Genomic DNA, 510 nt, shown 5'->3' on the forward strand with positions numbered 1-510 from the left:
ATTATATTAGTGGAGGAATAATATATACTACAACTTCTTACAAAGGCATCTCAGAAACCAATATAAAAAACTCCACATTTAATAACAACAATGCAACAAATAATCAAGGAACAGTACTATTTATAACTAGTGATAATGGTATTAATAATGTTAATATAACAAATTCTACTTTCAACAACAACATAGTAAATAATGTTGGAGCAGTATTATCCATAAATAGTGGGAACAATGGGACTAATAATGTTAATATAACAAGTTCTACATTCAACAACAACACTGCAACATCCAGTGGAGGAGCAATATATATATCTAATAATGTTAATGGTACTAATAATGTTAATATAAATAATTCAACATTCAATAACAACATCGCAAGAAATCTAGCTGGTGTAATTTTTATTGAAAATACATATATTGGTACTAGTAATGTTAATATAACAGATTCTATTTTCGATAATAACAATGCAGCATCCTCTGGAGGAGTAATCACTTTATGGGGGTCTAATAGTG

The 510-nt window shown here is 27.8% G+C and carries 1 pseudogene; it reads left to right on the forward strand.

Annotation, left to right across the window (positions count from 1 at the left end):
• A pseudogene (locus MBCUT_RS02315) lies at positions 1-510 on the forward strand (hypothetical protein); the annotation flags it as partial.

This window comes from Methanobrevibacter cuticularis (assembly GCF_001639285.1).
Classification (GTDB): Archaea; Methanobacteriota; Methanobacteria; order Methanobacteriales; family Methanobacteriaceae; genus Methanobaculum; species Methanobaculum cuticulare.